General features: G+C 65.8%; 18 protein-coding genes. 6 read left to right on the top strand and 12 right to left on the bottom strand.

From position 1 onward, the window contains the following. The first annotated feature begins 429 nt into the window (after positions 1–429). From Q376_RS22845 to Q376_RS0114500, 5 genes are all read left to right on the top strand, one after another. Complete coding sequence (locus Q376_RS22845) at positions 430–1,356, top strand: LysR substrate-binding domain-containing protein (protein ID WP_052365331.1); 927 nt, start codon at positions 430–432, stop codon at positions 1,354–1,356. A gap of 104 nt (positions 1,357–1,460) precedes the next feature. Then, positions 1,461–2,303 carry a sugar phosphate isomerase/epimerase family protein gene (locus Q376_RS0114485; protein WP_027350905.1) on the top strand — a complete coding sequence of 281 codons (843 nt, stop codon included), beginning with the start codon at positions 1,461–1,463 and terminating at the stop codon, positions 2,301–2,303. A gap of 24 nt (positions 2,304–2,327) precedes the next feature. Beyond that, the gene (locus Q376_RS0114490) at positions 2,328–3,374 is read left to right on the top strand and encodes an isopenicillin N synthase family dioxygenase (RefSeq protein ID WP_027350906.1); all 1,047 of its coding nucleotides are present in this window, start codon (positions 2,328–2,330) and stop codon (positions 3,372–3,374) included. A gap of 72 nt (positions 3,375–3,446) precedes the next feature. After that, positions 3,447–4,268 carry an ABC transporter substrate-binding protein gene (locus Q376_RS0114495; RefSeq protein ID WP_052365333.1) on the top strand — a complete coding sequence of 274 codons (822 nt, stop codon included), beginning with the start codon at positions 3,447–3,449 and terminating at the stop codon, positions 4,266–4,268. A gap of 92 nt (positions 4,269–4,360) precedes the next feature. Beyond that, positions 4,361–5,893, top strand: a complete 1,533-nt coding sequence (locus Q376_RS0114500; protein ID WP_027350908.1) for an amino acid ABC transporter permease/ATP-binding protein — start codon at positions 4,361–4,363, stop codon at positions 5,891–5,893. 51 nt (positions 5,894–5,944) lie between these two features. On the opposite strand, the gene Q376_RS0114505 is transcribed toward Q376_RS0114500, so the two are convergent. From Q376_RS0114505 to Q376_RS0114515, 3 genes are all read right to left on the bottom strand, one after another. Continuing rightward, complete coding sequence (locus Q376_RS0114505; RefSeq protein ID WP_027350909.1) at positions 5,945–7,246, bottom strand: CitMHS family transporter; 1,302 nt, start codon at positions 7,244–7,246, stop codon at positions 5,945–5,947. A 139-nt stretch (positions 7,247–7,385) separates the two neighbouring features. Beyond that, positions 7,386–7,724 carry an AtuA-related protein gene (locus Q376_RS0114510; RefSeq protein ID WP_027350910.1) on the bottom strand — a complete coding sequence of 113 codons (339 nt, stop codon included), beginning with the start codon at positions 7,722–7,724 and terminating at the stop codon, positions 7,386–7,388. Positions 7,725–7,739: 15 nt separating this feature from the next. Further along, positions 7,740–9,104: an acyclic terpene utilization AtuA family protein gene (locus Q376_RS0114515; protein WP_027350911.1), complete on the bottom strand. Its 1,365-nt coding sequence runs from the start codon at positions 9,102–9,104 to the stop codon at positions 7,740–7,742. Positions 9,105–9,213: 109 nt separating this feature from the next. Between Q376_RS0114515 and Q376_RS0114520 the strand changes: the two genes are divergently transcribed. Beyond that, positions 9,214–10,116: a LysR family transcriptional regulator gene (locus tag Q376_RS0114520; RefSeq protein WP_043448087.1), complete on the top strand. Its 903-nt coding sequence runs from the start codon at positions 9,214–9,216 to the stop codon at positions 10,114–10,116. Between the two features lies 1 nt (position 10,117). Here Q376_RS0114520 and Q376_RS0114525 read toward each other — a convergent pair whose 3' ends face one another. The 9 genes from Q376_RS0114525 to Q376_RS22855 form a co-directional block, all read right to left on the bottom strand. After that, complete coding sequence (locus Q376_RS0114525; protein WP_027350913.1) at positions 10,118–11,296, bottom strand: acetyl-CoA C-acetyltransferase; 1,179 nt, start codon at positions 11,294–11,296, stop codon at positions 10,118–10,120. Between the two features lie 11 nt (positions 11,297–11,307). Next, a complete protein-coding gene (locus tag Q376_RS0114530) occupies positions 11,308–11,937 on the bottom strand; it encodes a 3-oxoacid CoA-transferase subunit B (protein WP_027350914.1) in 630 nt (209 codons plus the stop codon). 3 nt (positions 11,938–11,940) lie between these two features. Next, positions 11,941–12,639 carry a CoA transferase subunit A gene (locus Q376_RS0114535; RefSeq protein ID WP_027350915.1) on the bottom strand — a complete coding sequence of 233 codons (699 nt, stop codon included), beginning with the start codon at positions 12,637–12,639 and terminating at the stop codon, positions 11,941–11,943. A 57-nt stretch (positions 12,640–12,696) separates the two neighbouring features. Next, the gene (locus tag Q376_RS0114540; protein ID WP_027350916.1) at positions 12,697–14,004 is read right to left on the bottom strand and encodes a short-chain fatty acid transporter; all 1,308 of its coding nucleotides are present in this window, start codon (positions 14,002–14,004) and stop codon (positions 12,697–12,699) included. A 67-nt stretch (positions 14,005–14,071) separates the two neighbouring features. Continuing rightward, positions 14,072–14,833, bottom strand: a complete 762-nt coding sequence (locus Q376_RS0114545) for a 3-hydroxybutyrate dehydrogenase (RefSeq protein ID WP_043448091.1) — start codon at positions 14,831–14,833, stop codon at positions 14,072–14,074. A 77-nt stretch (positions 14,834–14,910) separates the two neighbouring features. Further along, entirely contained in the window at positions 14,911–16,302 is a 1,392-nt protein-coding gene (locus Q376_RS0114550) for a GntP family permease (protein WP_027350918.1), read from the bottom strand. Positions 16,303–16,535: 233 nt separating this feature from the next. After that, a complete protein-coding gene (locus Q376_RS0114555; protein ID WP_027350919.1) occupies positions 16,536–17,960 on the bottom strand; it encodes a sigma-54 interaction domain-containing protein in 1,425 nt (474 codons plus the stop codon). Then, the gene (locus Q376_RS22850; protein WP_155834370.1) at positions 17,957–18,919 is read right to left on the bottom strand and encodes a 3-hydroxyacyl-CoA dehydrogenase family protein; all 963 of its coding nucleotides are present in this window, start codon (positions 18,917–18,919) and stop codon (positions 17,957–17,959) included. The genes Q376_RS0114555 and Q376_RS22850 overlap by 4 nt, the downstream gene beginning before the upstream one ends. Before the next feature lie 183 nt (positions 18,920–19,102). Continuing rightward, positions 19,103–20,704, bottom strand: a complete 1,602-nt coding sequence (locus Q376_RS22855) for a SulP family inorganic anion transporter (protein WP_052365335.1) — start codon at positions 20,702–20,704, stop codon at positions 19,103–19,105. Between the last annotated feature and the right edge of the window lie 5 nt (positions 20,705–20,709).

A 20,709-nucleotide genomic window follows, 5' to 3' on the forward strand; every position in this document is an offset into this window, starting at 1 on the left:
ATGGCTCAAGTCGGCGAAGGCCCGGCTCACCACGAACGGATGGGGTTGGGCCACAGGTCGGCGCCACTCCTTCTCCCCGTTCATGCCGAGCGGCGCCTATGTTCGCCAAGATAGAGCCCCAACTCGGCAGCGAAGCGAGTCGAAGGGGCCCCGGGCGCTTTCCAAGAACGGCCGGGGATGCTGGGCCTTCGCGCCAACTTCCAACCCGTTCGTCCCGAGCGGTGACCATACGCGCCAAGGTCGAGCCCCAACTCGGCAATCAGGGGCGCCAGTCGAGGGATCGCGCGGCGGCGATGAGGCCGTGGTTCGCCCCGGCTCGTTCCTCGCCGGCACTTGGCATCGGCCAGCCAGACATGGATCCATGTCGACCATAACTGACAAATACCGCCGCAAGCGTCAGGATCGAGTCTTTCCCTGCGAGGAGTCCCGATGCGTCGAGCCCTGCCTCCGCTCAATTCGCTGCGCGCCTTCGATGCGCTGGCCCGCTTGGGCAGCGTCGGCGCGGCTGCCACCGAGCTCTGCGTCACGCCGGGGGCGATCAGCCATCAGATTCGCCAGCTCGAGGAGCGTCTCGGGGTGGCGCTGTTCGAACGTGACCGGCGTGCGCTGAAGCTGAGCCAAAGCGGTATCGTCTACGCCCGCCAGGTTCGCGAGGCGTTCCAGCTGCTCACCGAGAGCACCCTCAAGCTCGGCCTGCCGTCGGTCGAGGGACGGCTGAAGATCGCCTGCGCGCCGGCCCTGGCGAACCATTGGCTGACCCACCAGTTGCACGACCTGCGCAAGGTGTTCGGTGAAATCAGCCTCGAGCTGACGCCGCTGAATCTGGACCGCGCGCAGGCGGTCGATGACGAGTATGAGCTCGCGATCGTCTATGGCGCCGGCGAGTGGGAGGGGTTGGAGGTCCAACTGCTGACCCATTTCGAGATGTTCCCGGTGTGCAGCCCCGGCTTCTTTCGCGGCCGCTCCTTGCCGACCCGGATCGACGAGGTCGAGGGGGGATGGCTCCTGCACGAGGACCAGGGCGGCCACTGGAAACGCTGGCTCGCGGCGGCCGGCGCTCGTCTTACCCATCTCGAGCGTGGCTATCGCCTCGGCAGTGCCTCGATGGCGCTCGAAGCCGCGACCTCGGGCGCCGGCATCGCGCTGGGAGACGTCTTCGTCTGCGAGGACGCCCTGAGCAGTGGCCGCCTGGTGCGCTTGTTCGACACTGCGGTACGCGCCCAGTACGGCTACTACCTGGTCGGCCGGGCGGGCAGCTTCGACAATCCCCGCGCACGCGTATTCGTCGATTGGCTCGAGTCGCGGCTGGCGCGCACCCGCAAGCGGTTCAGCACGGCACAGACATCGAACATTTGAGAAAAACTCAACTAATCAGGCCAAATCTTTTGCTTTGAACCCAGCCCGCTCCTGACGCTATCTATTGCGCTATTCGATCACCAGCGCCGCGCCGGGAGCCCTGTATGCAGCTGAGCTTGTTCAAATCCCTCTGGGGTCACCGGGGCGCTTGGTCCCAGGCGCTGCCGGGGCTGCGCGCCGGAGGTTTCGGGGGGTTCGAAGCCCGCCCACCCTCGTCGCCCGACGCGCGCCGCGAGGCACGCAGGCTGCTCGAGGAGGAAGGGCTCGACTACATCGCGGTGCTGTTCACCTCCGACGACATCGTGCCCCGTCAGGCGGACACCCCGGCGCGCCACCTCGCTGACCTCGAAGCCAGGATCGAGATCGCGACACCGCTCGCGCCAAGTTTTCTCAACCTGCTGGTCGGCAACGATCGCTGGCCGCTCGGTGTCCAGGTGGAGTTCTTCGGCCGGGCGCTCGAGCTGCTCGCCGGCCAGCCCATCGCCTTCGGCTTCGAGACCCATCGCGCGCGCTCGCTTGCCACGCCGTGGCTGACCCTCGAGCTCATCCGCCAGCTGCCGGGGCTGCGCTTCACCAGCGACATCAGCCATTGGGTGGTGTGCTGCGAGCGGCTGCTCGACGATCCACTCGACGATCTCAGCGCCTTCGTCGAACGGGTCGACCACATCCAGGCACGGGTCGGCTACGACCAGGGACCACAAGTGCCGCATCCGCTGGCGCCGGAGTACGCTCGCTTCCTCGCGTTCCACCAGCGCCACTGGGAAGCGGTATGGCAGGCCCAGCGCGCGCGCGGTTTCACCCGCACCACGCTGACCCCGGAGTTCGGCCCCGACGGCTATCTCCACCATCTGCCGTTCACCGACGCGCCGATCGCCGATCTCGACCAGCTCAATGCGGCCATGGCCCGCTGCGAGCGCGAGCACTTCGCTCACGCCTTTTCATCCTGACCACGCGACCAGGAGGACACCCACATGAGTTCGACATCCACCGTCACCGCCTTCGATCGAGTCCCGGTGATCGATATCTCTGGGCTCTACAGCGACCGGCTGGAGGATCGCTTGCAGGTCGCCGAGGCGCTCGGCAGCGCCGCTCGCGATATTGGCTTTCTCTACGTCGTCGGCCATCCAGTGGCACAGGCCACGATCGAGGGGCTGCGCAAGGCGGCGAAGGCGTATTTCGCCCAGCCGCTCGAGACCAAGATGCGCGACTACATCGGTACCTCGAAGACCCACAAAGGCTTCGTGCCGCGCGGTGAAGAGGTCTACGGCAAGGGTGTGCCGGATCTCAAGGAGGCCTTCGACATCGGCTTCGAAGTGCCCGCCGATCATCCACTGGTGCTCGGCGGCACGCCGCTGCTCGGCCCCAACGAGTGGCCGCTGCTCGACGGATTCCGCGAGGCGGCGAGCCGCTACTACGACGAGGTCTTCGCCCTCGGGCACAAGCTGTTCCAGGGCTTCGCCCTGGCCCTCGGCCTCGATGAGCACTACTTCGACGAGATGGCGAAAGCGCCGCCGTCGAAGCTGCGGCTGATCCACTATCCGTTCGACGCCAATGCCGAGGACGCACCGGGGATCGGCGCGCACACCGACTACGAGTGCTTCACCATCCTGCTCGCCGACAGCCCAGGGCTCGAGGTGCTCAATGCCGAGGGGAGCTGGATCGACGTGCCGCCGATCGAAGGCGCCTTCGTGGTCAATATCGGCGACATGCTCGAGGTGATGACCAACGGTGCCTTCGTCGCCACCGCCCACCGGGTGCGCAAGGTGAGCCAGGAGCGCTACTCCTTCCCATTGTTCTATGCTTGCGACTATCACACCCGGATCGAACCGCTGGCGCAGTTCGACGATGGCGAGCGCCGCTACGAGACGATGGCGATCGGTGAGCACATGTACGCCCAGGCGCTGCAGACCTACCAGTACCTCAAGCGCAAGGTCGAGGCAGGCGAGCTGAGCCTGCCGCAGCGCTCGCGCAAGCCATCGAGCTTCGGCCATCTCAAGCAGCAATCGATGAACGACTGAAGTTCTTCGACCGCACCGCACGAACGACCACCAAGCCGTCATCACCAAACCCAATCACAACAAGGTGAAGAGATGTCCCCAATCCCGTTTCGCCAGATACGCAAGCTTTGCGCGGCCTTGAGCCTTGGCTTGGCCGCTTCGCTGACCCTGTCGCCGGCCCAGGCCGAAGCGCCAACGCTCGAACCCGGCACGCTCAAGGTCGGCATGGACATCACCTACCCTCCCTTCGAGTCCTACGATGGCGATGAGGTGGTCGGCCTCGACCCGGACCTCGCCCGGCTGCTGGCGCAGAAGCTCGGCACCGAAGTCGAATTCATCGACACCCGCTTCGCCGGGCTGGTGCTGGGCCTCGGCGCGCGGCGTTTCGACACCGTGATGTCGGGGATGTACATCGTTCCCGAGCGGCTCGAGCAGGCCCAGGCGATCCCCTATGGCCGCACCGGTGCGGCGATCCTGGTCCGCGCGGGGACCGAGAACCCGCCGACCAGACCGGAGGATCTCTGCGGCATGAGCGTAGGCCTGCAGCAGGGCACCACCTGGGTCGCCCAGCTCGGCGAGCTGTCGGAGCAGTACTGCGAGCCCAACGGCCACGGCCCGATCAACATCCAGGAGTTCGCCAGCGCCCCCGAGGCGACCCAGGCGATGCTCTCGAACAACATCCAGGCGCAGATGGAGATTCGCGGCGCCGCGCTGATGATCGCCGAGCGCACCCGGGATCGGGTGGAGGTCAGCACCACCGAGCTGGTCTATCCACAGACCATCGGCATCTTCCTGCGCAAGGATGACCAAGCACTGCATGACGCCATCGTCGCCGCCCTCGACGAACTCAAGGCCAGCGGCGATTACCAGGCCTTGCTCGAGCAATACGGCATCGAACCGCCCACCGGGAGCTGAGCATCGACGCGGGGCGCACGCCCACCGCCGTGTGCCTGTCCGTGGCGCCCCGCTCTGCGGGCGCCTTCTCATGACGCGTCCGGGAGTTCGCGATGCTGTTCGATTGGGGCTATTTCGTTTCGCTGTTCTCGATGCCCGCCTTCTGGCGGGCAAGTCTCACCGTGATCGAGCTGAGCGCGCTCTCCTGGGCGCTCGGCCTCGCGATCGGCCTGCCGCTGGCGCTCGGCAAGATGTCCAGCCACAGGCTTTTGCGCGCACCGATCGGGCTCTACGTCTGGTTCTTCCGCAGCGTGCCGCTGCTGGTGCTGGTGGTGTTCGTCTACAACCTGCCGCAGATCTTCCCAGCCACCGGGGTGGTGCTTTCAAGTCCCTTCTACGCAGGCCTGGTCGCCCTGGTGGTCACCGAGGCCGCCTACATGACCGAGATCCATCGCGGCGGCCTGCTCGCGGTGCCCAAGGGCCAGCGGGAGGCGGCCCACGCGCTGGGGCTGCGCTATCTCGGCATCCAGCGGCTGATCGTACTGCCCCAGGCGCTGCGGGTGTCGGCGCCGACGCTGATCAATGAGTACATCACCGTGGTCAAGCTGACCTCGATCATCTCGGTGATCTCGCTCACTGAGCTGCTGATGGTCGGCCAGCGGCTCTACACCCAGAACTTCATGATCATGGAGACCCTGGCGGCGGTGGCGATCTACTACGTCGGCATCGTCACCGTGTTCGGCGGCCTGCTCGAAAGGCTCGAGAGACGCTTGGAAGTCGGTACCCGCACCCCCGGGACGCTCGACGAACCTCGGCTCGCCGCGCTCAGAGCCTCGCTCCCGCGTCCTCCCGCGGTAAGCAGCGCGACACCTCGCGCCGGCCAGCCGGATGCGCTGCGGCTCAATCAGGTGCGCAAGCGCTACGGTAGCCACGAGGTGCTCAAGGGCATCGATCTCAAGGTAGCGACGGGCGAGGTGATCTCGGTGATCGGCCCCTCCGGCTCGGGCAAGACCACGCTGATTCGCGCGCTCAACGGGTTGGAGCCGATCGATGCCGGCGAAGTGGTGCTGTTCGGTGAGCCGTTCATCACCGCCGGTGAGCGCCACGCTGGGCGCTTCCAGCAGGGCATCCTCGAGATCGGCATGGTGTTCCAGAGCTTCAACCTGTTCGCCCACCTGAGCGTGGTCGACAACCTGACCCTGGCACCGCGCTACCACGGCCGCCTGGACGCCACCCAGCGCCGCCAGCAGGCGCTGGCGCTGCTCGACAAGGTCGGCATGCTCGCCCACGCCGAGAAGTACCCGCACCAGCTCTCCGGCGGCCAGCAGCAGCGCGTGGCGATCGCACGGGCCTTAGCGATGGCGCCCAAGATCATGCTGTTCGACGAGCCCACCTCGGCGCTCGACCCCGAGCGGGTCAGCGAGGTGCTCGAAGTGATCCGCGCGCTGGCCGAGGAAGGCATGACGATGGTGATCGTCACCCACGAAATGGCCTTCGCGATGTCGATCTCCGATCGCATCCTGTTCATGGAAGACGGCGAGATTCACCTCGACGCACCGCCAATGAAAATCCGCAGCGGCGAAATCGACCCACGGATCAGCGCCTTCATCGGCCCAGCCGCCGTGTCTTCGGGCGGCTCGGCGTGATCCAGCGCGTTGCGATCTTCCTATCGGCGCCCCCCCGGCGAGGCGAGGTCATCACAACTGCACGACCCCGATCAGCACCGCGAAGATCAATAGCGCAACGCTCAGTCCCCAAGCCCAAAGGAAAGTGTGCTTGATGTGCTGACGCAGTTCGACGCCGGCCAGACCGATGGCCAGGTAGACGCTGGGCACCACCGGACTGATCGAGAAACCGGTGTTCTCCCCGATCAGCATCGCCCGCGCCACCGCCTCGGCAGGGACGCCGGTGGCGCTGGCGATGTCACGGACCAGCGGCATCAAGGCGAAGAAGTAGGCATCCGGTGAGAAGATCATTTGCAGCGGCACGCCGAAGATCCCCACCACCAAATGGAGGTAGCGCGCAGACCCATCCGGCAACAGGGCGATCAACGCGTCTGCCATGCCGTCGGACATCGCGGAACCGGAGATCACACCGAGCAAGACGCCGGCGGCGAACATCACCAACGCCATTTGCAATGCATCGGGTGCGTGCCGCGCGAGTTGGCGGCCTTGGGCAGCGAGATCGGGATAGTTGATCAGTAGCGCGAGCGCCAAGCCGATCATGAAGCAGAGATAGAGCGGGAACAGTCCGGCGAATAGCGCCGCCAGTACCAGGACGGTGAGCACGACGTTGGCCCAGTAGCACCAATGCCGTGGCGACACCGCCTCTTCGCGTTCTGGCAGCTGGGTCAACCCAGCCCGCTCGCCAGCGACGTCGAGTCCACTCAGCGCGCGTCGTCCGCGCAGACCGAAGAACACGGCGAAGCAGATCAAAAGCCCAAGCCCGAAACCCTGTACGGGAATCAGCGGTAGCCACAAGGCCGTGGCATCGATACCCGAAGTGGCAGCGGCGCGCGTCGTCGTGCCCCCCCAGGGCACCATGTTCATCACCCCGGCGCTCAACCCTATCAGGCACAGCATCACCAACGGGCTGATCCGCAATCGCTGGTAGATCGGTAGCAGCGCGGGAATCGTCAGCAGGAAGGTCGCGGCGCCTATTCCATCCAGATGCACCAGTGCCGTCATCAGCACGGTGATCACGGTCAGGCGCAGGGGATCACCATGAATGCGACGCAGCAGCGCAGCGACCAAGGGGTCGAAAAGCCCGCGTTCACGCATGATGCCGAAATAGAGGATCGCGAATACGAACAGCGCAGCGGTGGGAGTCACCATCGAAAGGCCACTGCCGACGAACTCCCCCAACTCCTGGGGAGAGAAGCCAGCGAGCAGGGCAGCCGCGATCGGTAAGGTGGAAAAGGCCACGATGGGGCTCAGCTTGCGCAGCAAAATCAGTGCGATGATCGAGAACATCATCGCAAAACCGAGGGCAGTGATCATGGGCACGTCCTGTCATCGACTGGAGGCTCGACGATCATTCAGCCCTCGGGCGGGCGACAAGCCGGATTATTCTATCGGCCGATCCAAATGGCTTATAGGCCGCTCGTGGCGGGTCTCGCCGGGCGATCGAGCGGTGCTCCTACCTTGGTAGTGGAGCGGGAAGTCGCATCGACAGCAGGTGATAGGAGAGGGTCTTTCCGTGCCGATCGAGTCCCGCACTGGCATTGACCCCTCCCTCGAGCACGCCGTGCAGGACCAAGTTGATCCCACCCAGCGTCGGCATCGGATAACGCTCGATGCGGGTTGGCCGCCGATGGGCGAAGTGCCGACGCAAGCGCTCCTCGCTGAGCTCGCGCGACAGCCAGTCGAAGTCCGCCGGGTCGAACACGAACACCCCTATGTTGAGTATGTCTCCCTTGTCGCCCGCTCGCGCATGGGCGAGTTCTGCGAGCAGTACCTCACATTTAGCTTCGTTCATCTCCGGCTCCCTATCTCAGTGCCACGCCAATGACATCGCCAGGTCCTCGCGCGGCAGGGTGAACGACTCAGTGCGCAGCGCAGGAACCAGCGAGCGCCTGACCCCACCTCCACCCGCCGGCCCATTGGTGTAGAGCGCCTCGACCTCGTCGAGCAGCCATTCGATCAACTGGCGGTCAGCATCGACGATCGCCAAGCGCAGCCGCACATCATCGACCGTAGAAGACCGCGCCAGGCAATGCCGCAACCACTCGCCACGGTCATCGTTGAACACCCCGGCAACGCCGAGGAGATCGATCCTCGGCACGAGACCGGCCTGCAGCTCGCTGGCGCGCTCGAGCAGGATCTCGCGAGCCAGCGCAGCCCTCTCCACTGCTCCGGGGCCCGCATAGGAGATCTCCGCCTCGCCGAACCAGCGTCCACCGATCCCGATGATGCCCTTGAGCGATGCCGGACGAGGGCGCCCCGCCACGCCTTCGATCCCGACCCGGTCGGGGCCGAGCGAGGTCAAGCGCACGCAGCCAATGTCGAGCACCACGTCCGGGGTCAGGTAAGCATGGGGATCATGCATTTCGTAGAGCAGCTGTTCCTTGACCGTACGACGATCGACGATCCCTCCGCTGCCCGCGGTCTTGGTGATCACCAAGCCTCCCTGTGCATCCACTTCGGCGATGGGACAACCGGGATGCGCTGGATCGGGTACGTCCTTGCGCCCAGGATCCGCGAAGTACCCACCGCTGACCTGGGTGCAGCACTCGAGCAGGTGACCAGCAACGGTGGCAACCGCTATCCGCGCACAGTCATCGGCGTGCCAGCGAAAAGCGTGGCATAGCGCGCCCACCGCCAACGACGGATCGGCGGTACGTCCGCAGATCACTACATCGGCACCCTCTTGCAGCGCTTGGGTCACGCTCTCGGCTCCGCTGTAGACGTTGCAAGAGATGACTTCACCGTCCAACTGCGGGAATCGCGCTCGCGCGGAAACCAGACCCGCATGCCAAGCGTCGAGCAGATCGTCGCCGAGCACACAGGCGATACGAGCTTCCTGCCCCCCCCGGGCATCGAGGATCCGCCGCAGCTCCTTCGCCGCAGCAACGGGATTGGCCGCACCGCCGTTGGTGATGATCGGGATACCAGCGGCGAGGCAAATGCCAAGCACAGGCTCGATGAAGCGGAACAACCGAGAAGCATAGCCCTGTTCGGGGTCCGAGCGGCGACGCAGCTGTGCTTCGGCCAGGGTGCGCTCGGCGAGCAGTTCGAAGATCAGATAGCGCCGCCCTCGGCGCGCGGCGAGATCGCGCGCCAAAGAGACCGCGGCTTCAGGTCGGTCACCAGCGAAGCCGGCACCGTAGCCGATGTACGCCTTGTCGAGTGCGGACATGGACGGAACTCCTATGGCCTGACGGAAGGAGTATGACCATGGTTGAGTCAACCCCAGCGGACAAGCTGGATTATTTTATCCCCTCATCCAAACCGGTTATGGCACACAGATGTTCGCGCAACGACAACTACTCGCCTTCGTCACCGCCGCCGAACTCGGTAGCTTCACCCGTGCGGCGGAGCGCATTCATCTCTCCCAGCCGGCGCTTTCCGCCTCGATCAGGAAATTGGAGGAGATCGTCGGGTTGGTGCTGTTTTCGCGCAATACGCGCAGCGTGACGCTGACCGCGGCCGGCGAACGTTTCCTGGTCCACGCCCGGCAAATCCTTGCCGAGATGGAACTGGCGATCAGCGAGGTCCGCAAGATGGCTCTGTCGGGAAGAGAGAGAATCACCATCGCCGGCTTGCCATCGTTGGCTTCGTCGTTACTGCCGCGCTGCATCGCACGCATGCGCGAGGCACACCCCGAAATCGATCTCGAGCTGCGCGATGGGCTGGCCGGCAACCTCAGCGACTGGCTCGAGGCCGGAGAAGTCGGCCTCGCGCTCGGCGCACGTCCGCTGGATGAAACGAAAATCGAGTTCGAGCCGCTGTTCGATGACCATCTGGTGTTGATCATCCCAAGCCATGGTCGTCCCACCACGCCGCCGCGCACCGCACCGCTGGCCGAGCAGACTCGGGGCCTGGCCTACGTCGCCATGCACGATATCACCAGCGTCCGGCCGCTGGCCGATCGCGCGCTGACCCGGGCCGGCATCGCCGTAGTGCCGAGATGGACGCTCTCGCACATGAGCAGCGCGATCGCCATGGTTCGCCAGGGGCTCGGTTTCACCCTGCTGCCGGCGTCGAGCGTCGATGTGTTCAACCTTGGTGATGACGTTTCGATTCGTAAGGTGGAAGACTGCGCGCGACCGCTCGGCGTGCTGTGGAAACGCCCACGCCCAAGCGGCGGTGCACTCACCGCCTTCGCCGCACTGCTGCGACGGGACATCGCCGCGCTGGCGCGGATCTAGCTCAGCGCTCCACGGCGATCGCGATCCCCTGGCCGCCACCGATGCACAGGGTGGCGAGGCCACGATGAACGCCGCGGCGCGCCATCTCATGGAGCAAGGTGACCAGCACCCGGGCACCGGAGGCGCCGATCGGGTGGCCGAGGGCGATCGCGCCGCCGTTGACGTTGACCCGCCCGAGGTCCCAGCCGAGCTCTTGGGCCACGGCCAGCGACTGGACGGCGAAGGCTTCGTTGGCCTCGATCAGTTCGAGCTGATCGAGCGTCCAGCCCGCCTTCTCCAGGCAGCGGCGGGTGGCCGACACCGGGCCGATCCCCATCACCGCCGGGTCTACCCCGGTCGAGGCGTAGCTATGCACTCGGGCGAGCACCGCCAGGCCAGCCGCGCGGGCGCGCGCCTCGCTCATCAGCACCACCGCGGCGGCGCCGTCGTTGAGCGAGGAGGCGTTGCCGGCGGTCACCGAGCCGTTGGGATCGAACGCCGGGCGCAATCGAGCGAGGACATGGGCGTCGATGTCCGCGCGCGGCTGTTCATCGCGCGTCACCCAGTGCGACTCACCGCGCCGCTGGGGGATCTCCACCGGCGTGATCTCGGCCTCGAAGCGTCCGGCTTCGATCGCCGCCTGGGCACGGCGCTGGGATTCCAGCGCGAAGGTATCCTGCGCCTCGCGACCGATGCCATAGCGGCTGGCGAGATGCTCGGCGGTGATCCCCATGTGGTAATCGCCGAAGGCGTCCCACAGTCCATCGCTGATCATGCTGTCGAGCAGCTCGCCATGCCCCATCCGCAGCCCTTGGCGCGCCTTGGGCAGCACGTAGGGCGCACGGCTCATGCTCTCCATGCCACCCGCGATCACGCACTCGGCGTCGCCGAGACGGATCGCCTGGACCGCGAGTTGGATCGCCTTGAGCCCGGAGCCGCATACCTTGTCGACGGTCAGCGCCGGCACCGTCTCGGCCAGGCCCGCACCGATCGCGACCTGGCGGGCCGGGTTCTGGCCCACGCCCGCACGCAGCACCTGGCCGAGGATCACCTCCTCGACTTGCTCCGGCGCAATGCCGCTGCGCTCGATCAGCGAGCGGACCACGGTAGTGCCCAGCTCGATCGCCGATACCCCGGCGAGCGCGCCCTGGAAGGCGCCGATCGGGGTACGCGTCGCGGCAACGATCACCACATCGTTCATCTCTCGCTCCTCTAAGTCAGGATTTCGCAGCCGGTGGCAGCGCGCAGCTGCGCCTCGCTGACGCCGGGCGCCAGCTCGACCAGCTCCAGCCCCGCCTCGCCCGCGGCCAGCACCGCTAGATCGGTGATGATGGTGTCGACCACCCCGACCCCGGTCAGCGGCAGAGTGCAGTCGTCGAGGATCTTGTGCTCACCATTCTTGGCTACGTGCTCCATCAGCACCACTACCCTTTCGACGCCCGCGACCAGATCCATCGCCCCGCCCATGCCCTTGATCATCTTGCCGGGGATCATCCAGTTGGCGAGATCTCCCCGGCGCGAGACCTGCATTGCGCCGAGGATCGCAAGATTCACGTGGCCGCCGCGGATCATGGCGAAACTCAGGGCACTGTCGAAGTAGCTGCTGCCTGGCAGCGCGGTGACGGTCTGCTTGCCGGCGTTGATCAGGTCCGGGTCGACGGTCGCCTCGGTAGGGAACGGACCGATGCCGAGCAGCCCGTTCTCCGACTGCAGCCAGACCTCCATGCCCTCGGGAATGTGGTTGGCGACCAGGGTCGGCAAGCCGATGCCGAGGTTGACGTAGAAGCCGTCCTCGAGCTCCAGCGCAGCGCGGCGCGCCATCTGTTCTCTCGTCCAGGCCATGGTTCACTCCTCGCTCAATGTCAGTTTCTCGATGCGTTTCTCCGGTGCGGGGTGGAGCACCAGACGCTTTACGAAAATACCCGGCAGGTGGATATCGTCGGGCTCGAGTTCGCCGTTCTCGACCACCTGCTCGACCTCGACGACGCACACCTTCGCCGCCATCGCGGCGAGCGGATTGAAGTTGCGCGCGGTCTTGTTGAAACGCAGGTTGCCGGCGCGATCGGCGACCTGCGCCTTGACCAGGGCGAGATCCGCCGGCAGCGAACGCTCGAGCACGTAGTGCTCGCCGTCGAACACCCGTACCTCCTTGCCCTCGGCGACCAGGGTGCCGTAGCCGGTCTTGGTGAAGAAGGCGGGGATACCCGCACCCGCCGCGCGCAGCTTCTCGGCCAAAGTGCCCTGGGGAGTGAACTCGAGCTCGAGCTCACCGGCGAGGTACTGACGCTCGAACTCCTTGTTCTCGCCGACGTAGGACGACACCATCTTGCGGATCTGGCGGCTTTCGAGCAGCAGGCCCAGGCCGAAGCCGTCGACGCCTGCGTTATTGCTGATCACGGTGAGATCTCGCTTGCCGCTGTCGCGCAGCGCCATGATCAGCTGCTCGGGAATCCCGCACAGACCGAAGCCCCCGACCGCCAGCGTCTGGCCATCGGCGATCAGGTCTTCGAGCGCCGTTCGAGCGCTGGGATAGAGCTTGTCCATTGGCTTGCCTCTCGTGTGAAGAGCGCCTCACCGGCATCGCCAGCGGGCCTCGATGGGTCAAAGGAAAGTGAGACCGAGCGAGATGATCACGCCGGTGACGAACAGCTGGACCAGGCAGAACCCCATGATGTCCTTCGCCCGCAGCCCGGCGATCGCCAGGACCGGCAAGGCCCAGAAGGGTTGCAGCAGGTTGGTCCAGACGTCTCCCCAGGCCACCGCCATGGCGATCCGGGCGAGATCCGCGCCCAGCGCCTCGACCGCCGGCAGCATCACCGGTGCCTGCACCACCCACTGCCCGCCTCCGGAGGGTACGAACAGGTTGATGATCCCGGCACTGATGAAGGTCCAGAACGGCAGGGTCTCGGCGGTGGAGATACCGATGAACAGCTGGGCCAGGGTCTCGGCCAGCCCGGAATGGGAAATGATGCCCATGATCCCGGCATAGAACGGGAACTGGATGACGATCCCCGCGCCTCCCTTGATCGCTTCGTTGAGACTCACCAGCAATCGTCTTGGAGTGCGATGGAGAAGAATCGCCAGCGAAAGGAACAGGAAAATCACCAGGTTCAGGTTGAGCCCGCGGCCGGAGAGCAGCTGGTCGCCGATGTAGACCAGGCCGGCCAAGCCGGCCAGGGTCGATAACCAGACGCTGTTCTCGAGCCGATCGGCAGGGCTATGGCTGGCGTCGCTGGGCGCGGGATCGTCCTTGAGCAGCGCTGGGTCGACGTAGACGCTGTGCCGGGCGTCGGGCAGCATCAGCCGGTTGACCAGCGGGATGACGATCAGCATCGCCAGCAGCAAGGCAAGGTTGAAGAACGCGAACAGCGTATCGCTAGTCGAAACCAGCCCCATCTGCTCCTCGGCGAAATGGCCGGGCGTGGCGATGGTCAGCGGAATCGAACCGGACAGGCCTCCGTGCCAGGCCACGAACCCGGTATAGGCACTGGCGACCAGCAGCCGGTAATCCACCCGGACCTGGCGCGCCAATTCCTTGGCGAACAGCGCGCCGACCACCAGGCCGAAGCCCCAATTGAGCCAGCTGGCCAGGAAGGAGACGAAGCTCACCCACAGGATCGCGCTTCCCGGCGTAGTGGCCAGCCCGGCAAGCCGCCTCAGCAGCCGCTTCACCGGTGGGCTCTGGGCCAGCATGAAGCCTGAGATCAGCACCAGCAGCATCTGCATGGCGAAGCCCAGCAGCCCCCAGAAACCGTCGCCCCAGTAGCGCACCACGGTGAGCGGAGATCGCCCCTCGATGACCACCGCGCAGACGAAAGCGATCAGCGAGAGAATCAGCACGAAGACGTAGGAATCCGGCAGGTAGCGTTCGACCAGCCGCACGGAGAACTGGGTCAGCCCCTTGAACATAGCGGTCTCCTCTTCACCACCGGGAAAACACGGCGTGCCATCCGCGAGGCACGCTGTCGCACGCCCCTCATTGCGCCAGCCATCCACCGTCCATGTTCCACGCCGCGCCCCGGACCTGATCGGCGGCCGGCGAACAGAGGAACAGCGCCAGTTCGCCGAGCTGCGCCGGGGTGACGAACTCGAGCGAAGGCTGCTTCTCGCCGAGCAGCGCCTCACGCGCACCGCTGAGATCGCCATCGACGGCGCGCGCCTCGATCTGCCGCTCGACCAGCGGGGTCAGCACCCAGCCCGGGCAGATCGCGTTGCAGGTGACCGGGGTGAGCGCGGTCTCCAGCGCGACCGCCTTGGTCAATCCGACCATCCCGTGCTTGGCCGCGACGTAGGCGGATTTCCCCGCCGAACCGGCCAGCCCGTGGGTCGAGGCGAGGTTGATGATCCGGCCCCAACCACGCCGTTTCATTCCCGGCAGCACCAGGCGCATGGTGTGAAACGCAGCCGACAGGTTGATCGCGATAATCGCGTCCCAGCGTTCGGGAGGAAATTCGTCGATCGGCGCGACGTGCTGGATACCAGCGTTGTTGACCAGCACGTCCACTCCGCCGAACTCGCTCTCGGCATACTCGAGCAGCGCCTCGATACGAGCAGGATCGGCGAGATCCGCATCGTGGTAGCCGGCCCGCACACCGTAGCGCTCGATCCGCTCGCGCGCTGCTTCGACCTCGCCGAAACCATTGAGGATCACCTCGCATCCCGCGCGGGCCAGGGCCTCGGCGATGCCGAGGCCGATCCCGCTGGTGGACCCGGTGACCAATGCGATCTTGCCTTTCATCCATGTTCTCCCGTGGATCGGTTGACTGGGCTGAACCAGAGTCGAACGATCGGGTATTGAGTCGATCGCCACGGGCATCAGACGATGCCCGTGAGGTAATAAACGCCGATCACCAGCAGCGAGGCGGCGGTGGCGATCAGGGTGATCTTGAACACCCCGCCGTAGGCTTCGCGATGCGTAAGCCCGGTGACCGCCAGCAGGGTGATCACCGCGCCGTTGTGCGGCAGGGTATCCATCCCGCCGCTCGCCATCGCAGCGACCCGGTGCAGCACTTCGAGCGGGATACCGGCGGCATTGGCGGCGTCGATGAAGCTATCGGACATCGCCGCCAGGGCGATGCTCATGCCACCGGAGGCGGAGCCGGTGATCCCCGCCAGCAGATTGATGCTGACCGCTGAATTGAGCAGCGGATCAGGCACCGCTTGCAGTGCCGAGGCGAACAGCACGAAACCAGGCAGCGCCGCGATCACCGCGCCGAAGCCATACTCGGAGGCAGTGTTCATCACCGCCAGCAAAGCACCGCCCACTGCGGTGGTGCTGCCCTCGGCAAGCCGCCGGCGAACCCGGGTGAAGGCACAGACCAGCACGAACAGGATGCCGGCAAGCAGCGCTCCCTGGACCGCCCACAGCGCAGTGAGGTTGGAGATATCGAGTTCGACGGGTGTCGCGAGCCCGGGCAGGTCGATCACCGTGACAGGATCGAACCAGCGCGGTACCCAGTGGGTGAACAGCAGGTTGAGCACGCCCACCAGCACCAGCGGAGCGAGTGCCAGCAGCGGGTGCGGCAACGCAACGTCGTCAGGGGTTTCCGGCTCGTTGCGCAACCGCTCGCCATAGCCTTCACCCGCGGCGAGGGCGCGATGCTTGGCCCGCTCGAGATAAACCAGGCCGCCGCCGACGATGATCAGCGCACCGATCAGCCCGAGCCAAGGCGCTGCCCAGGAGGTAGTGCCGAAGAAAGTGGTCGGAATGATGTTCTGGATCTGCGGCGTGCCAGGCAGCGCCGTCATGGTGAAGGTGAAGGCGCCGAGCGCGATGGTGGCGGGAATCAGCCGCTTGGGAATACCGCTCTGGCGGAACATCTCGGCGGCGAAGGGATAGACCGCGAACACCACCACGAACAGCGACACCCCGCCGTAGGTCAACAGCGCACAGACCAGCACGATCACTGGGATCGCCCGCCGGCGGCCGAGCAAACCGATCGCGGCGGCGACGATCGAGCGCGAGTAGCCAGATAGTTCGACCAGCTTGCCGAACACTGCACCGAGCAGGAAGACCGGAAAGTAAAGCCGGACGAAGTCGACCATCCTCGGCAGGAATATCCCGGAGAACACCGGCGCCACCGCGGCGGGGTCAGTGAGCAGCACGGCGAACAGTGCCGCGATCGGCGCGAACAGGATCACGCTGTAGCCGCGATAGGCGGCGATCATCAGGATCGCGAGCGAGGCGAGCGCGATAAGGATGGACATGGCGACTCCTAGCGGATGAGACGGCTCTCCCACCTGCTTAGCGATAACCATGCCAACCAGCAATCAATTGATTTTAAAGGTGAATTTTTGGGGTTCGAAAAACCACAGGAGGAAATTATCGTCTCGTGGACGAAATCGCCATCGTTGCCTGACCTAAGTCTCGAAGTGCCGTCTCCACATAGAGACAGCGTCCATTTTTCGAGACGCCCGAAGCTGTGTTGAGGATTCGGCTCTCAACCCGGCGATTCTCCCCGCAGGATTTTCTTGTACAGGGTCGAACGCCCGATACCGAGGCGCCGCGCGGCCTGCTCGACTCGCCCGTCGCACTGGTTCAGCGCCTCCTTGATGTGATCGCGCTCGAAACGCTCGCGCGCCACCGCAAGCGGCTCGACCGCGATCCGCCGCGCGTGCATCCGGGCCGGCTGCGTTGACTTGGCGACCCGCTGGCCCATCGCCTCCGCCACCGCCCGGTAGTCGAGCACGGCGGCGTCGCTCAGCAGCACCGCGCGCTCGAGGATGTTGCCAAGTTCACGCACGTTGCCGGGCCAGCGGTGGGCAGCGAGACACGCAAGCGCGCCCTGGTCGATCTCGACCGCTGGGGCTCCCTCCTGCTGCAGACGCTCGAGAATCGACTCGCACAGCGCGGGCAAATCCTCGAGCCGTTCGCGCAGCGGCGGCAGAGTGATCGGCAGCACGTTGAGCCGGTAGTAGAGGTCGGCACGGAATTCGCCATTGGCCACCGCCGCTTCGAGATCCCGGGAGGTCGCCGCGATGATCCTGATGTCGCAACGGATCACCTGGTTGGAACCGAGCGGTTCGAACTCCTTCTCCTGCAATACCCTCAGCAGCTTGGCCTGGAGCTCGAGCGGCATGTCGCCGATCTCATCGAGAAACAGCGTGCCGCCCTCGGCGAGCTTGAGCTTGCCGCAGCGCCCTTTGCGCTCGGCACCGGTATAGGCACCGGCCACCGCACCGAAGAACTCGGCCTCGAGCAGCGAAGCGGGTATCGCCGCGGCGTTGACGCTGACGAAGGGACCGCCGGCGCGGCTGGAAGCGCCATGAATGGCATGCGCCAGCAGCTCCTTACCGGTACCGGTCTCGCCGAGCAAAAGCACCGCCGCCTCGACGCCGGCAGCGCGGCGGGCGCGCCGCTTGACCTCGAGACTGGCAGGACCGTTGCCGACGTAGTGGGAGAAGCCGTACTTCGCTCGGCGTGCATGCTCGAGCGAGCGCCGCGCACTATCCAGCGCGTTCTGCATCCGTGAAAAGCGGGTCACCAGCGGAGCCAATCCGTTTAGCTCGTCGAGCAGTGCGAAGCCGATCGCACCGATCACCTCGCCACCGTCGCCGTGGATCGGCAAGCGCATCACCACCATGGGGCCCTGAGGGGTGTCGAGCAGATCGAGCAGGATCGGCTCGCCGCTATTGACCACGCGGCGCAAAAGGCTCCCGGGGATCACCTCCTCGCATACCCGGCCGATCGCCTGTTCGCCGCTGTCCAGTCCGAAACGCTTGGCGTAGCGCTCATTCATCCACACGATGCGCAGGTTGCGATCGACGATCACCGTGCCCTCACTGTTCGCCTCGATGGTATCGAACAGACTCTGGATCGCCCGCCCGCGGACCCGCAGGTAGTCATTGAGATCCTGTCGCCTCATCTCCGCTCGCCCTCCTCCGTGCGCTCCTTCATCCCCGATGCCACCCCATCTCGCGCCAGCGCCGCCTGGCGCGCGCGGGTCAAGGCATCACGTCGATGCTGATCCCAGCGATAGAAACCCTGGCCCAGGCGCGCACCGAGTTCGCCTCGTTCGACCCTGGCTTCGAGCAGAGTCAGCGCGGCCTGGTCGCAGGCCAGGCAGGGCATCAAGTGGCGGGAGATATCGAGGAAGGTGTCGAGCCCGCCCTGGTCGGCGGCCTCGAACGGCCCGAGCATGGCATAGCGTCGTCCGAGCGATGACTTCATCACCTGGTCGACCTGCTCCGGGCTGGCTGCGCCCGCAGCGACGATCGCCAGCGCCTCGCGCAGCACCGCGAACTGCAATCGATTGCCGACGAATCCGGGAATCGCCTTGCTCAATGCCACGGGTTCGAGCCCGGCCCCGGCGAGCAGCCGCTCGACATCAGCCAGGTACTCGCGACGCGTCGCTTCACCCGGCACCAGCTCGACCAGGGTGATGAAGTGAGGAGGATTCCAGAAGTGGGCGATCAGCAGCCGCTCGGGGTGGCGCATTCCTTCGGCCAGCGACTCGGGAGTGAAACCGCTGGTGTTGCTGGCGATCACCGCATCGTCGGCAAGGATCTCCTCGAGCCGTCGATAGAGCGCATGCTTGAGCGCCAAGCGCTCGGGGATCGCCTCGATCACCAAGCCGACCGGCGCCAGCGGCTCGAGCTCAGCGACGGTTTCGATCCTTGCCAAAACGCAGGTGCGCTCCTCGTCCACCAGCCGCCCGGCGGCGGCGAGTTCGTCGAGGATCTCCCCGGCGCGCGCGGCGACCCGCTCGCGCGAGGGCGCGTCGTTCTCGACCAGAATCACTGCATGGCCATGGCGAGCCAACTGCACCGCGATACCCACCCCCATCAGTCCCGCGCCCACCACACCGATCGCACGCTCGTCCACGCAGGCCTCTCCTCAATGTCTGCGGCGTCTCGATTGCGCCGTTCAGCCAGCGAGCTTTGCACTGCGGTGAGTGTCTCAAGAAGTAGACCTTGGTCGTTCGGACCAGCGGGAAGGGGGGCAGACGACGCCTCGACAGGGTGAACACCAAGGAGTTGCCCCCGCCCAGCAGGGCGGGGGCAAGGTTCAACCGAAGGCGCGCTGGGGGGAGGTCGAGGCTTCCGAAGAGGGATCTTCGAGCTCGCGCAGCACGTCGGGATCGGCGGGGAAGGTCGCGGAGAGACCGCCGACATCGCGCAGCTCGACGCTGATCCCGCGCGCGGGGGCGTTGCGCGCGAATGCCTCGATGTCTTCGCGAATGTCGGGATCGACGTGGTTGGCCTGGCGTGCGTCGATGATCAGATAAGTGCCTGCCGCCACCTGCTCCAGCCGGCTACGCACCTCTTCGCGGTTGAGAAACGAGATGTCGGTGCGAAAGCGCAACAGCGCATGATGCCCTTCCTGGGTGAACGAGACCGCCCGGCGATAGTTGGCGCGGATCATGAAGAACAGCCCGCAGAGTATGCCGACCAGCACACCCTTGAGCAGGTCCATCGCCATCACCCCGACTACCGTGGCGACGAACGGCACTACGCGATTGAAGCCCTTGCGGTACTGCTCGACCAGCATCTCCGGCTTGGCCAGCTTGTAGCCGGTGTGGACCAGGATCGCGGCGAGACAGGCCAGCGGCATCAGTTCGAGCATCGGCGCCAGCAGGGCGACGCTCGCCAGCAGCAGCAGGCCGTGCACCAGGCTCGCCATGCGCGTGCGCCCACCGGCCTGGACGTTGGCGGAGCTGCGCACGATCACCGCGGTGACCGGCAGCCCGCCGATCAGGCCGCTGAGCAGGTTGCCCACGCCCTGGGCCTTGAGCTCGCGGTGCGGCGGTGAATGACGCCGCTGCGGGTCGATCTTGTCGACCGCCTCGAGGCTCAGGAGGCTTTCGAGACTGGCGATCAGCGCCAGCGTCACCGCCACCATGTAGACCTCGGGGTCGAGCAGCCGGTCCAACGCGGGCATCTGCAGCTGGCCGAGGAACTCGCTCGCTCCGGCGAAACCCATCGCGTCGATCGGCAGGCCGATACGCTGGGCATCGCCCAGCGGGGCCATCAGGCTCGCCGGCATCAGTCGGTCGATCAGCACCGCGACCACGACCGCGACCAGCGGCGCGGGCAGGCGCCCGAGCACCGAGCCCTTGATCGAGGGACGCTCCCACAGCAGCAGGATCGCCAGTGAGACCAGCGCGATGGTCAGCGCGAGGCCAGAGCCCTGCTCGAACAGCGCGGTATCGAACAGACCGACTTCGGCGTCCTGGGCGATGCCGGCCATCAGCGGCAGCTGGTTGATGATCAGGATGAGACCGATCGCTGCGAGCATGCCCTTGATCACCGAGCTGGGCACGAAGGCACCGATTCGGCCAAGGCGCAGGTAGCCGAAGACGATCTGCAATACCCCGGCGATCACCGTAGCCATCAGCAGGCCATCGAAGCCGAGGTTTTCTATCGCGGCGATCACGATCACCACCAGCCCCGCGGCCGGGCCACTGACGCTCAGTGCGGAACCGCTGGCCAGCGTGACCACCAGGCCACCGACGATGCCGGCGAGCAGCCCGGCGAGTGGCGGTGCGCCAGAGGCCATAGCGATGCCGAGACACAGCGGAATGGCGACCAGGAACACCACGATCCCAGCGGGAAGATCGTATTTCAGGTTGCGCAATGGGTGATCGGGCGACACTTGGGTATCACTCATCGAAA

The sequence above is a fragment of the Halotalea alkalilenta DSM 17697 genome (genome assembly GCF_000621205.1).
Taxonomy (GTDB): domain Bacteria; phylum Pseudomonadota; class Gammaproteobacteria; order Pseudomonadales; family Halomonadaceae; genus Halotalea; species Halotalea alkalilenta.